Raw genomic sequence first — 11,417 nt, forward strand, 5'->3', positions numbered from 1 at the left:
GAGCGCCAGCGCGTCAGGGCCGCTTGCGCAGGGCGGCGTCCAGACTCCACGGGCCGGGGCCTGCAGTGAAGATGTACAGGAAGACGAAGCAGTAGAGGGCGATCAGTTCACCGCCGTTCAGGATCGGATAGAAGCCGCCCATGCCGTGCGCGATCCAGTAGCCTACGGCGCAGAAGCCGGCGGACAGAAAAGCCACCGGACGCGTGAAGAGGCCCAGCACCAGCAGGACGCCGAAGATAAGTTCCAGCGGCCCGGACAGGCCGGGCAGGCTCAGCCCCGGCGGCGGCACACCCTCCACGGCCGGAAAGCCCAGAACCTTGGCCGTGCCGTGCTGCAGGAACAGCAGGCCGGACATGATGCGCAGCACGCTGAGGAGTTGCGGACGCCAGTCGGACGCACGATCGAACATTGCGGAAGCCTCCCTGTCAGTGAAAGATCGAGACTGCAACGCTCGCGGTTTCAGTTCAAGCGGCCGCCCGGTCGTCCTCGACCATGCGTTGGATCGAGACGTAGTCGGTCTTGCCGGTGCCCAGCACTGGAACCTCGACGACGCGCATGATCTTCTTGGGCACGGCCAGTTCGGGTGCGCCGTGCTCGCGCGCCCATTCGGCCATCCGGGCCACGTCGGCATCCTTGCGGTCGGTGACCAGGACCAACTTCTCGCCCTTGCGGGCGTCGGGCACGGAGACCACGGCGTGCCGGTTTTCCGGCCAGACGGCGCCGGCCAAGCCTTCGACCGCCGTCAGGCTGACCATCTCCCCACCGATCTTGGCGAACCGCTTGGCCCGCCCCAGAATCGAGACGTAGCCGTCCTTGTCGATGTCGACGATGTCGCCTGTGTCGTGCCAGCCGCCGGGCAGGGGATCGACCTTTTCGGGATCGTCGGGCGACAGATAGCCCTTCATCACGTTGGGCCCGCGCAGGAACAGCCGACCGCCGTCGGCGATGCCGTCCACGGGGTCCAGCCGCCATTCCATTCCGGGCAGCATCTGGCCGACGGTGCCGGGACGGTTGCGGTCCGGGTGGTTCACCGCGACGACCGGCGCGGCCTCGGTGGCGCCGTAGCCCTCCAGCAGCTTCAGGCCCCGGAACTTGGTGTTGTAGAGGTGATAGGTCTCGTCCTTCACCTTCTCGGCCCCCGCGACCACGAACTGCAGCGTCGAGAAGTCGTCCGGTGCGGCGACGCGAGCCCACTGGTTCAGGAAGGTGTCGGTGGCGAACAGGATCGACGCCTTCACCTCCGGCAACAGCTCGACGATCTGCTTGGCGTGCAGCGGCGAGGGGTACTGAAAGGCCTTCATCCCCGTCAGCATGGGCAGCAGCACCCCGCCCGTCAGCCCGAAGCAGTGGAAGGTCGGCAGGGGATTGAACACCACCCAGTCGGGGTCCAGCGCGATGTGCTGGGCGACCTGACGGCAGTTCGACACCAGGTTCCACTGGCTGAGGAAGACGCCCTTGGGCGCGCCGAAGCTGCCCGAGGTGAACAGGATGACGCCGGGCGAGGACGGCTCGGTCTTCACGCGGAACCGTTTGGGCATCATGCCGGCCATCAGGCCGTAGACCTTGTCGGGCAGGCCGATGGTCTTGCGCACGTCGTCCAGCCAGACGACCTCGGCCACCCTGGCGATCTCGGTCATCAGATCGTCCAGCTTGGCCTGATCGACGAAGCGCTTTGCCGACAGCACGCGCTTCACGCCCGCCGCCTGGATCGCCGCTTTCACGTTCCGCTCGCCGGAGGTGAAGTTCAGCATCACGGGCACGCGGCCGTGGGCGTGCAGGCCGTAGTAGGTGACCACGACGCCGGCCGACGACGGCAGCAGGATGCCGACGCGCTCGCCCGGCTGGGTCATCGCCGCGATCTTGCGGCCCAGCACGAAGGCGGCGCGGATCAGGCCGGTGTAGGTCAGCGGCTTGCGGTCCTGGTCCTCCAGGATCTCCTTGTCGCCGAAGCGGTCACGGGCCGCGATCAGGGCGTCGAAGACCGTCTCTTCGGACTTGGCGTCAAGGGGCAGGCGCAAGCGAAACTCCTCCCGCCGGCGCGGCCCGCCGGTCTGGTTTACGCGGCGCAAACTAGGGCCCGGTTTCATCATTGAAAAGATGCGTAACGGGGCGTGAGGTTCCCGCCGGGCTTGCCTTGCGTCGGACAAGCGACGACATAGCCGGTTCCATGGTCACCCTGATCGACAGCCTGACGAAGTCGCCGGCCGAACTGCGGCATCCGGAAAAAGCCAACCGGCCCGAGACGGCGGTGCTGCGCAAGCCCGACTGGCTGAGGGTCAAGGCGCCCGGCTCGGGCCAGTACAACGCCACCAGAGCCATCGTGAAGGACAAGGGCCTTCACACCGTCTGCGAAGAGGCGGCCTGCCCGAACATCGGCGAGTGCTGGAGCCAGAAGCACGCCACCCTGATGATCATGGGCGACACCTGCACGCGGGCCTGCGCCTTCTGCAACGTCAAGACGGGGCTGCCCCAGCCGCTCGATCCGGAAGAGCCGGCCAAGGTCGGGCTGGCGGTGGCGCAGTTGGGTCTGAACCACGTCGTGATCACCTCGGTGGACCGGGACGACGTCTCGGACGGCGGCGCGGCGCATTTCGCCGAGGTGGTGCGGGAAATCCGTCGCCAGGCGCCGGCGACGACCATCGAAATCCTGACGCCCGACTTCCTGCGCAAGGACGGCGCGGCCGAGACGATGATCGACGCCAAGCCCGATGTCTTCAACCACAACCTGGAGACCGTGCCGCGGCTCTATTTGAAGATCCGCCCCGGCGCCCGTTACTTCCACTCCCTGCGGCTGCTGCAGCAGGTCAAGGAGCGCGACCCCAACCAGTTCACCAAGTCCGGCATCATGGTCGGCCTGGGCGAGACCAAGGAGGAGGTCATGCAGGTGATGGACGACATGCGGTCGGCCGGCGTCGATTTCATCACCATCGGCCAGTACCTCCAGCCCACCCGCAAGCACGCCGCCATCGAGCGCTTCGTCACGCCCGAGGAGTTCAAGGCCTATGAGGCCATCGCCCGCGCCAAGGGCTTTCTGATGGTGTCGTCCTCGCCGCTGACCCGCTCGTCGCACCACGCGGGCGAAGACTTCGCCCGGCTCAAGGCGGCCCGCCTGGCCCAGACCGCGCGCTGACAGCCGCTTGGCCGTCCACCGCGTCACCCGCATCCTGCCCTATGCGCCCGAACAGTTGGCGGCGCTGGTCGCCGACGTGCGGGCTTACCCCGAGTTCGTACCGTGGGTCACGGCGATGCGGACATGGAACGCAAGGGAGGAAGCGGCGGGCGTCGATCTGGTCGACGCCGAGGCGCAGGTGGGGTTCAGTTTTCTGAAAGAGCGGTTCGCCACCTGGGTGCGGCACGATCGAAACCGTCATATGGTCGAGGTAGGGCTGCTGAGCGGGCCGTTCAGGCACCTGAAGAACAGGTGGGAGTTCCTTCCCGACCCGCGGGGCACGCGCATCGAGTTCATGATCGACTTCGCCTTCAAGTCCCGCCTGCTGGACGCCATGCTTCACGCCAATTTCGAACGGGCCGTGGGCCGGCTGATCAGCTGTTTCGAGGGCGAGGCGGCGCGGCGGTACGGACGGGCCGCATGAGCTTCGACTTCGACGCCGTGGTGGTAGGCGCGGGCGCCGTAGGCCTGGCCTGCGGGCGGGCCCTGGCCGTGCGCGGCCGGTCCGTGCTGGTGCTGGAGAAGGAGGGCCACATCGGCCAAGGCGTCTCCAGCCGCAACTCCGAGGTCATTCACGGCGGGCTGTATTATCCTACCGGGTCGCTGAAGGCGCGGCTGTGCGTTCAGGGGCGGCGCGCGCTCTATGCCTATCTGGACAGCCGCAAGATCGATCATCGCAAGTGCGGCAAGGTGGTCGTCGCCGCCGAGGCGGACCAGTCGCAAAGGCTTGAGGCCATTTTGGCGCAGGCCCAAGCCAACGACGTCGAAGGCATGGCGCGGCTGACGGCGGCTGAGACCCAGGCGCGCGCGCCCGGCGTGCGGGCCGTCGAGGCCCTGTGGTCGCCCGAAAGCGGCCTTCTGGACAGCCACGGCTACATGCTGGCCTTGCAGGGCGAGATCGATGATGCGGGCGGGGCGGTGGTGACCGGCGCACCATTCGAGGGGGCCGAGCCCCTAGGCGGCGGCGGATTTTCGGTGCGCGTGGGCGGGGAGGGGGCCATGACCGTGACCTGCGCCCGGCTGGCCACCGCACCCGGCCTGTCGGCCCAGGCGGTGGCGGAGAAGATCGAGGGGTATCCGACGGCGCGCATCCCGGCCGGTCATTACGGCAAGGGCATCTATTTCCGGTTGGCGGGCAGGGCGCCGTTCGAGCCCTTGGTCTATCCCCTGCCCATACCCGGGGCCCTGGGCATTCACTATCGCCGCGACCTGGGCGGCCAGGCGGTGTTCGGACCGGACCTGACCTTCGTCGAGACTGAGGACTATTCAGTCGATCCGTCTCAGGCGGCGGAGTTTCAGGCCTATGTGCGGCGGTTCTGGCCTGGCCTGCCGGACGGCGCCCTCGTTCCCGACTATGCCGGCATCCGGCCCAAGCTGCACGGGCCGGGGGAGCCGCAGCCGGATTTCCAACTGCGCGGCGCCGACGACCACGGGATCGAAGGTCTGGTCGCCCTGTTCGGCATCGAAAGCCCCGGCCTGACGAGCTCTCTGGCCATCGGCGAGGCGGTGACGGAGATGCTGGACCATGGATGACGTCCGTTTCCGGCATGCGACGCTGGCGGACGTCCCGGACCTTCAACCGCTGGTGCATCACGCCTATCGCGGCGACCGGGCGCGTGTGGGCTGGACGCACGAAGCTGACCTGCTGGACGCCGCCCGGATCGACTCGGACGCCCTGGCCGAAAGCGTGGGCGATCCCGCCCAGGTGATCCTCCTGGCCGAAAAGGCCGGAGAGTTGATCGGCTGCGTCCATGTGACGGACAAGGGCGAGGGCCTGTCCTATCTGGGCATGCTGACGGTCGCGGCGCCGCTTCAGGCGATGGGTCTGGGCCGGCGGCTGATCGCGGAAGCCGAGTCGCTGGCGAGGGAGCGCTTCGGCGCGACCCGAATGGAGATGACGGTCATCGTCCAGCGCGACGAATTGATCGAATGGTATCAGCGTCGTGACTACCGTCTGACGGGCGAGCGAAGGCCGTTTCCGGCGACCGATCCGCGCTTCGGGATTCCGCGGCGCAGCGACCTGGCCTTCGTGGTGATGGAAAAGGTCCTGGCGTGACGTCGAGCGAGATGCGGACGGAGCGCCTGCTTCTGAGGCCGGCGCGCGAAGACGATCTCCGCGCGCTGCACGCCGTGTTCACGCGCCCGCGGGCTATGACCTGGTGGTCGTCGCCGCCGCACGAGACGCTGGATCAGACGCGGGAGTGGCTTGCGTCGATGATGGCGCGGCAGGGGTCCGGGCTGGACTTCCTCGTCGAGTTCGAGGGCCGCGTCGTCGGCAAGGCGGGATTCTGGAAAGGACCGGACGTCGGCTACATCCTGCATCCCGACGTCTGGGGGCGGGGGCTTGCGACCGAGGCCGTCACGGCCGTTCTGGACCGGCTGTTCGCGATCACGGATCATCCGGCCGCGACCGCCGACGTCGATCCGGCGAACGCGGCCTCGATTCGGCTGCTGGAGAAACTGGGCTTCGTCCGCACCGGCTTCGCGGAGCGGACCTGGAACGTCGGCGGGGAATGGAAGGACAGCTTTTTCTACGCCCTTTCCCGCGAAGACTGGGCGGCGCGCGGCGAGGCTTGAAATCGCCATGACGTTCCGGCATAAGCCCGCCTCCCGCGGCGGCCCGGTTCGGCCACCGCCCCCTTTTTCGCGTTCCGGACCCGCTCCGGTGCGCCCAGCCCGAAGATCGAGACGGACATGGCCGTTCCCAAGCGCAAAGTATCGCCGTCGCGTCGCAACATGCGCCGCGCCCATGACGCCCTCGGCACGAACGCCTACGTCGAGGACAAGGACACCGGCGAGCTGAAGCGCCCGCACCACATCGACCTGAAGACCGGCACCTATCGCGGCCGTCAGGTGCTGACGCCCAAGGAAGACTAGGTCTTTTCAGGACGTCCGACGTTTTTTTGAACGGCGCGCGGTGGCCCCGCGCGCCGTTTTCGTGCGTTGATGCGGCTGCCGAGCTTTGGGAGCCCTCCATGCGCCTGATCCTGATCACCGTCGCCGCCTCCGCCCTCGCCCTCGCCCTCGCCGCCTGCGGCGCACCGCCCGCCGAGGAAACGACCGCTGCGAAAGAGCCGACGGCGCCCGTCGCACCGACTGAGCCCACGCCCCCGACGACGCCGGCCGACGGCAATGCGCTGACGTCGATCGGTCTCGGGCCGCTGAGGATCGGCATGACGCGCGCCGAGGTCGTCGCCGCGTGGGGCGACGACGCCAACCCGGACGCCGTCGGCGGCGCCGATCCGGCCCAGTGCGACGAGTTCCGCCCTGCCCGCGCGCCGGAGGGCACGCTGATCATGATCGAGAACGACCGGCTTACGCGCATCTCGCTGATCCGCGGCTCGACCCTGAAGTCCGATCGCGGCTTCGGCCTGGGCGACGAGGCGTCGGCGGTTAAGGCGGCCTACGGTCCCGCCGCGGTGGCCAGTCCCCACAAATACAGCTCGGCCCCGGCGGAGTATGTGACGGTGTGGAGCCCGCCGACCTCTGCGTCGGCCTATGTGCAGGATCCGAGCGCACGAGGCCTCGTCTATGAGATCGGCATGGACGGCCGGGTGGCGGCGATCCGCGGCGGCGGGCCGTCGATACAGTACGTCGAAGGCTGTTCCTGACCCTAGAGCCTGATCGGCATCAGTGGAATCGCTTCGCGATTCCACTGATGCCGTGAATCACGCTCTAGGCCGTGAAGGCGATGCGGCAGACCGCGCCGTCGGTTTGCCACTCCAGCGCGACGTCCCCGCCGAGGTCCGCGCCCATGGACTGAAGCAGTCGTGAGCCGAAACCACTTCGTGTGGGAATGCCCACTGGCGGGCCGCCACGTTCCTTCCAGACCAGGACGACGTCGCGGTCGTTAACCTGCCAGCTGATTTCGACGTGACCTTCCGGCGCGCCCAGCGCGCCGTATTTGACCGCGTTCGTGGCCAGTTCGTGGAAGGCCAGCGACAGGGCGAGCGCCGTTCGCGGCCCCAGGACGAAGGGCGGCCCGGAGAGGCGGAGTCGCCCCTCGCCATATGCGCCCATGGCGCAGTCGATCACCTCGTTCAGGGTCGCGTCCGTCCAGTGCCTGCGCGTCAGCAGGTCGTGAGCCCGCGAGAGGGAGATCAGCCGCTCCTGGAACCGCGCCACGAAGGTTTCAAGGTCGGGACACGAGCGGGCCGACATCATGGCGATGGACTGGACGGTGGCCAGGGTGTTTTTCACCCGATGATTGATCTCGTCCACCAGCACTCGAAGGCGGGCCTCGCCCTGCTTGATCGCGGTGACGTCGATGGTCGTGCCGATCACGCGCGCGGGCCGACCTTCGTCGTCGTAGACGACGCGCGCCCGGTCGATGACGTCGATCCAGCGGCCGTCGGCGTGGCGGACGCGATACTCCTGCTCGCTCCAGGCTTCGGCGTGATCCGGCGCCTTGCTCGCCAAGATGTGCGCCAGGTCGTCGGGATGGATCCGATCGCGCCACCACTCCGCCCGTGGCGACGTTTCGGCGAGCGGAATGCCGATGAGCTGTTGCAGACCCGCGGATCGGACCACCAGGTCGGTCTGCAGATCCCAGTCGTAGGCCACGCCAAGGACCGCGTCGGCCGCCACCGCCAGCCGGCGTTCCCTGTCGGCCAGTTCGCGCTCCGCCCGACGCCGCTCGGTGACGTCGCGCGCGTGGATGCCCAGCCCTTCTTCCAGGGGAAAGATGCGCATCTGCAGAATGCGCTCGGGTGCGACGGTGGAGGGCATCTCCCGTTCCAACGTCTTCTGTGTGCTGAGCACTTCGTGCAACAAAGATTGGCGTTCGGGTGGGAAGCGCCCGCTCAAGTCTGCGCCGATCTCAAGCGCTCCGGACGGCATGAAGCGACGCGAGGCCGGGTTGGCGAAGGTCAGGCGCAGCGCCTCGTCCACGGCTATGAAGGGATCGGGCAGGGCGTTCAGGATGTCCTCTGCACGGCGCTCGTTGCGCCGCACCTCGGTCACGTCGTCAACGACGGCGTAGAAGCCGTCGCCCGCGATCGGAATGTAGCGCGCGACGATGACTCGCGCGCCGCCGTCGCGATAGGGCACGGCGGACTCGAAGCGCACCGTTCGACCGCTCAGTGCCGCGGTGACGTGCGGTTCCAACCGGGCGAAGGCGGCCGGTCCCAGCACCTCCGTCATCGTTCGGCCAAGCAGCCGCTCGCGATCCTGGCCGAACCAGGCTTCATAAGCGCGGTTCATGAAGCGATAGGTCAGATCCGCGCCGATGTGGGAAATCAGCAAGGGCAGGGCGTCAAGCACCGCAAGGCTTGGCCCCTCGGATTGCGGCGAGCGGTCGCTGGGCTGAACCTTGGCCATGTGCCTCCCCGCGCCTGAACGCACCCGAACCTTCGGCGTTCCCGAAGGTTGGCGCGACGCACGCCGCGGGTTAAAGCCCCGGCGACAACAGGAGCCCATCATGACCGACATCGCCGACATCGTCGCCCGCCAAATCCTCGATTCCCGCGGCAATCCGACGGTCGAAGTGGACGTGGTCCTGGACGACGGCAGCTTCGGTCGTGCGGCCGTGCCCTCGGGCGCCTCCACCGGCGCGCACGAGGCCGTCGAGCTGCGGGACGGCGACAAGGATCTGTGGGGCGGCAAGGGCGTGCAGAAGGCGGTCGACGCCGTCAACGGCGAGATCTTCGACGCCCTGTCCGGCATGGACGCCGAGGACCAGCGCCGCATCGACGAAGCCTTGATCCAGCTGGACGGCACGGAGAACAAGGGGCGGCTGGGCGCCAACGCCATCCTGGGCGTATCGCTGGCCTGCGCCAAGGCCAGCGCCATCTCGGCCGGCCTGCCGCTGCACCGCTATGTCGGCGGCATCTCGGCCCGCATCCTGCCGACGCCGATGATGAACATCATCAACGGCGGCGCCCACGCGGACAATCCGATCGACATTCAGGAGTTCATGATCCTGCCGACCGGCGCCGAGAGCTTCTCCGAGAGCCTGCGCATGGGCACGGAAATCTTCCACGCGCTGAGGAAGGCCCTGAAGGACGCGGGCCACAACACCAACGTCGGCGACGAGGGCGGCTTCGCTCCCAACCTGGCCTCGGCGAAGGAAGCGCTGGAGTTCATCACCAAGGCGGGGCAGGCGGCAGGCTATCTGGCGGGCGAGGATTTCCACTTGGCGCTCGACGTCGCCGCGACCGAGTTCTTCAGAGACGGCAAGTACGTCATGGCGGGCGAGGGCAAGACCTTCGACCACGAGAGCATGGTCGGCTATCTGGCCGACCTGTGCGAACGCTTCCCGATCGTGTCGATCGAGGACGGCTGCGCCGAGGACGACTTCGACGGCTGGAAGGCCCTGACCGAGCGTCTGGGCGACCGGGTCCAGCTGGTCGGAGACGACCTGTTCGTGACCAACCCGGTGCGTCTGGCGGCCGGCATCGGCGAGGGCCTGGCGAACTCGATCCTCATCAAGGTCAACCAGATCGGCACGTTGTCTGAGACCTTGGATGCGGTCGACATGGCCCATCGCGCCGGCTACACGGCGGTGATGAGCCACCGGTCGGGCGAAACCGAGGACTCGACGATCGCCGACCTGGCCGTGGCCACCAACTGCGGGCAGATCAAGACCGGCTCTCTGGCGCGTTCGGACCGCACGGCGAAGTACAACCAGTTGCTGCGCATCGAGGAAATGTTGGGCGACCAGGGGCAGTACTACGGAGACGGCATGCTTTTGCGGTAGATTTTGCGGCCAAGCTACGGTTCGTTAGGCATTTTCGCTCACTGCTGAGCAGGGAATCCCCCGCGCTCAGAAGGAGCGTCCGAGTTGCTGGACCGCATGAAGCCGTACCGCGTGACCGCCTTTTTGTTCCTGGCGGTCGTTTATCTGTCCATTCAGGCGCTGACGGGCCAGTTGGGTCTGCTCTCCGCCCATGCCCGGGCCCAGGCGCTGGACGCCAGGGAGGCGGAGGCGCTGCGGCTCGACCGTGAGCGTGCCGACCTGGAAACAAGGGTGCGTCACCTGAGCGACGACAACCTGTCCCGCGACCTTCTGGAGGAGAGGGCCAGGGCTCTGCTGGGCTATTCCGACCCGCGTGACGTCGTCGTCGAAGTGCAGGCGACGTCGGCTCCGAAAGCGGATCGACGGGCCGCCGCCTGAACTGTTGTTACAGGCCGTGATCCCGGCTTTGCCTTTCCGGAACCAAGGCTGCTAAAGCCCCTTTCCGTAAAGTCAGAAGGCCCCGGCCCTGGGGTCCAGCCGGGAGATGGCGGATGGCGAAAGCCCCCTCCGATAAGACTGCCCCCAAGAAGCTTCCGAACGCCCCGCAGGCGTCGAAAGAGGACCTTCTGCGCTTCTATCGCGAGATGCTGCTGATCCGCCGGTTCGAGGAGCGGGCGGGCCAGCTTTACGGCATGGGCCTGATCGGCGGCTTCTGCCACCTGTACATCGGTCAGGAGGCCGTGGCGGTGGGCGTTCAGGAGAGCGTCAAACAGGGCCACGACAAGATCATCACGGGCTATCGCGACCACGGTCACATGCTTGCGGCCGGCATGGACCCGAAAGAGGTCATGGCCGAACTGACCGGCCGCATCGGCGGATCGTCAAAGGGCAAGGGCGGCTCGATGCACATGTTCGACGTGCCGACCGGATTCTTCGGCGGGCACGGCATCGTGGGGGCGCAGGTGTCGCTGGGCGCCGGCCTGGCCTTCGCCGGCAAATACCGCGGGGACGATTCCGTCAGCTTCATCTACTTCGGCGACGGCGCGGCAAACCAGGGCCAGGTCTACGAGAGCTTCAACATGGCCCAGCTGTGGAAGCTGCCGGCCATCTTCATCATCGAGAACAATCAGTACGCCATGGGCACCTCGATCGAGCGCGCCTCGGCGACGACCGAGCTGTACATGCGCGGCGCCAGCTTCGGCATCCCGGGCGAGCAGGTGGACGGCATGGACGTGCTGGCCGTGCGCGACGCCACGGCGCGGGCCGTGAAGCGCGCCCGCGAAGGCGGCGGCCCCTTCATCCTCGAAGTGAAGACCTACCGCTATCGCGGCCACTCCATGTCGGATCCGGCCAAGTACCGGACCAAGGAGGAGGTCGACGAGGTCAAGACGACCCGAGACCCGATCGAGCACGTGAAGAAGCTGCTTGCCGACGCGAAGGCGACCGAGGACGAGATCAAGGCCATCGACGCCGAGATCAAGGCGATCGTCGCCGAAGCCGTGCAGTTCGCCCAGGAAAGCCCGGAGCCGGACCCGTCCGAGCTCTACACCGACGTCTATGTGGAGGCCTGAC

At 67.5% G+C, this 11,417-nt stretch carries 13 protein-coding genes; 10 read left to right on the forward strand and 3 right to left on the reverse strand.

The window, feature by feature from the left end; translation table 11 throughout:
* Positions 1-13: 13 nt before the first annotated feature.
* The gene (locus VGN45_RS07470) at positions 14-409 is read right to left on the reverse strand and encodes a DoxX family protein (RefSeq protein ID WP_327460925.1); all 396 of its coding nucleotides are present in this window, start codon (positions 407-409) and stop codon (positions 14-16) included.
* Between the two features lie 55 nt (positions 410-464).
* Positions 465-2,018 (reverse strand): AMP-binding protein, encoded by a 1,554-nt coding sequence (locus VGN45_RS07475; protein WP_327460927.1) that lies wholly within the window; start codon positions 2,016-2,018, stop codon positions 465-467.
* Between the two features lie 149 nt (positions 2,019-2,167).
* Here VGN45_RS07475 and lipA point away from each other — a divergent pair, with 149 nt between their 5' ends.
* From lipA to VGN45_RS07510, 7 genes are all read left to right on the forward strand, one after another.
* A complete protein-coding gene (lipA, locus tag VGN45_RS07480; protein ID WP_327460929.1) occupies positions 2,168-3,130 on the forward strand; it encodes a lipoyl synthase in 963 nt (320 codons plus the stop codon).
* A gap of 7 nt (positions 3,131-3,137) precedes the next feature.
* Positions 3,138-3,593 carry a type II toxin-antitoxin system RatA family toxin gene (locus VGN45_RS07485; protein ID WP_327460932.1) on the forward strand — a complete coding sequence of 152 codons (456 nt, stop codon included), beginning with the start codon at positions 3,138-3,140 and terminating at the stop codon, positions 3,591-3,593.
* Positions 3,590-4,702 (forward strand): NAD(P)/FAD-dependent oxidoreductase, encoded by a 1,113-nt coding sequence (locus VGN45_RS07490; protein ID WP_327460933.1) that lies wholly within the window; start codon positions 3,590-3,592, stop codon positions 4,700-4,702. Before VGN45_RS07485 ends, VGN45_RS07490 begins: the two co-directional genes overlap by 4 nt.
* Positions 4,695-5,225 carry a GNAT family N-acetyltransferase gene (locus VGN45_RS07495; RefSeq protein ID WP_327460934.1) on the forward strand — a complete coding sequence of 177 codons (531 nt, stop codon included), beginning with the start codon at positions 4,695-4,697 and terminating at the stop codon, positions 5,223-5,225. The genes VGN45_RS07490 and VGN45_RS07495 overlap by 8 nt, the downstream gene beginning before the upstream one ends.
* Positions 5,222-5,746, forward strand: a complete 525-nt coding sequence (locus VGN45_RS07500) for a GNAT family protein (protein ID WP_327460936.1) — start codon at positions 5,222-5,224, stop codon at positions 5,744-5,746. Before VGN45_RS07495 ends, VGN45_RS07500 begins: the two co-directional genes overlap by 4 nt.
* Positions 5,747-5,863: 117 nt before the next feature.
* Positions 5,864-6,046 (forward strand): 50S ribosomal protein L32, encoded by a 183-nt coding sequence (rpmF, locus tag VGN45_RS07505; RefSeq protein ID WP_056449735.1) that lies wholly within the window; start codon positions 5,864-5,866, stop codon positions 6,044-6,046.
* 98 nt (positions 6,047-6,144) lie between these two features.
* Positions 6,145-6,780, forward strand: coding sequence for a hypothetical protein (locus VGN45_RS07510; protein ID WP_327460938.1), 636 nt, complete (start codon positions 6,145-6,147; stop codon positions 6,778-6,780).
* A 64-nt stretch (positions 6,781-6,844) separates the two neighbouring features.
* Here VGN45_RS07510 and VGN45_RS07515 read toward each other — a convergent pair whose 3' ends face one another.
* Positions 6,845-8,488, reverse strand: a complete 1,644-nt coding sequence (locus tag VGN45_RS07515) for a PAS domain-containing sensor histidine kinase (protein ID WP_327460940.1) — start codon at positions 8,486-8,488, stop codon at positions 6,845-6,847.
* 100 nt (positions 8,489-8,588) lie between these two features.
* On the opposite strand from VGN45_RS07515, the gene eno reads away from it, so the two are divergent.
* From eno to pdhA, 3 genes are all read left to right on the forward strand, one after another.
* The gene (eno, locus tag VGN45_RS07520) at positions 8,589-9,866 is read left to right on the forward strand and encodes a phosphopyruvate hydratase (protein ID WP_327460942.1); all 1,278 of its coding nucleotides are present in this window, start codon (positions 8,589-8,591) and stop codon (positions 9,864-9,866) included.
* Between the two features lie 84 nt (positions 9,867-9,950).
* A complete protein-coding gene (locus VGN45_RS07525; RefSeq protein ID WP_327460944.1) occupies positions 9,951-10,283 on the forward strand; it encodes an FtsB family cell division protein in 333 nt (110 codons plus the stop codon).
* 113 nt (positions 10,284-10,396) lie between these two features.
* Positions 10,397-11,416, forward strand: coding sequence for a pyruvate dehydrogenase (acetyl-transferring) E1 component subunit alpha (pdhA, locus tag VGN45_RS07530; RefSeq protein ID WP_327460946.1), 1,020 nt, complete (start codon positions 10,397-10,399; stop codon positions 11,414-11,416).
* The last annotated feature ends 1 nt before the right edge of the window (position 11,417 follow it).

It is taken from the genome of Brevundimonas sp. (genome assembly GCF_035999125.1).
Classification (GTDB): domain Bacteria; phylum Pseudomonadota; class Alphaproteobacteria; order Caulobacterales; family Caulobacteraceae; genus Brevundimonas.